The organism is Pelomonas sp. KK5 (genome assembly GCF_001984095.1).
GTDB lineage: Bacteria > Pseudomonadota > Gammaproteobacteria > Burkholderiales > Burkholderiaceae_C > KK5.
The window spans coordinates 1-1,044 of sequence record NZ_LYVQ01000494.1 but is presented as its reverse complement, the minus strand read 5'-3'; the positions used below and the strand labels follow the sequence as shown (position 1 = coordinate 1,044).

The 1,044-nt window shown below is 71.6% G+C and carries 2 protein-coding genes; both read left to right on the top strand.

The features are described 5' to 3' along the window. Positions 1–571, top strand: a 571-nt coding sequence (locus tag B0W88_RS31925; RefSeq protein ID WP_077038424.1) for an alpha/beta hydrolase, incomplete at its 5' end; no start/stop codon positions are given. A gap of 4 nt (positions 572–575) precedes the next feature. After that, on the top strand, positions 576–1,044 hold a 469-nt coding region (locus B0W88_RS31920; protein ID WP_144007152.1), incomplete at its 3' end, for a LacI family DNA-binding transcriptional regulator.

The following is a 1,044-nucleotide window of genomic DNA, read 5'->3' as shown; positions in this document are numbered from 1 at the left end:
CCCCTTCCCCGCCGGCCTCGATGATTGCGAGGCCGCCGTCACCTGGCTGTTCGCTCATGCGCCATCGCTGGGAGTCGATGCCACGCGCATCGCCCTGGGCGGCGAGAGCGCCGGGGCCAATCTCGCCGCGGTGCTGGCGCGCAAGCTGGCGCGGGGCGAAGGCGCGCGACCGATGCTGCAACTGCTCGTGCATCCGCCGGTCGACTTCCGCTTCGAGGCTGCGTCGATCACCGAGGTGGCCGCGCCCGGCCTGAACCGCGAGGCGCTGCTGATGGTCCGCGGCGCCTACCTCCGGAGCGAGGCCGAGATCCGCGATCCCGACGCCTCGCCCGCGCTGGCGACGGACCTGTCCGGCCTGCCGACGGCCCTGGTGCTCACGGTGGAGATCGACCCGCTGCGCGACGAGGGCGAGGCCTATGCGCTGAAGCTGGCCGCCGCCGGCGTGGAGACCACGCTGCTGCGCGTGCCGGGCCTCGTCCACGGCTTCATGTTCGAATCTGCTGACATCGCGATCATCGCCCGCACCTACGCGCGTATCGGACAATGGCTGCAACGCGCCTTCATTCGCTAGCATCTTGACGAAGACCAAGAAACCCCTGCCGGGCAGCCCGGCCCCGACCATGGAAGCCGTCGCGCAGTTGGCGGGCGTGTCCAAGATCACCGTCTCGCGCGCGCTGCGCGACAGCGAGCTGGTGCGGCCCGAGCTGCGCGAGCACATCCGCACGATCGCCCGCGCCGCCGGCTACCGCATCAACCACGCGGCGCGCAGCCTGCGCAACCGGCGCACGCAGACGATCGCGGTCGTGCTCGAGAACGTCGGCACGTCCGACCGCCCGGTGGCCGACCCGCTGCTGCTGCTGCTGATCGGCGGCCTGCTGGAGGAGCTGACCTCCAAGGGCTACGCGCTGCTGCTGACCACCAGCGAGCAGGTGCTGAAGGCCGAAGGGTTGAGCGCCGACGGCGTGATCATGATCGGCGAGGGCGAAGGCGGCCTGCGCGCGCGCGAGGTGGCCGAGCTCGGCCTGCCGATGGTCATCTGGGGCG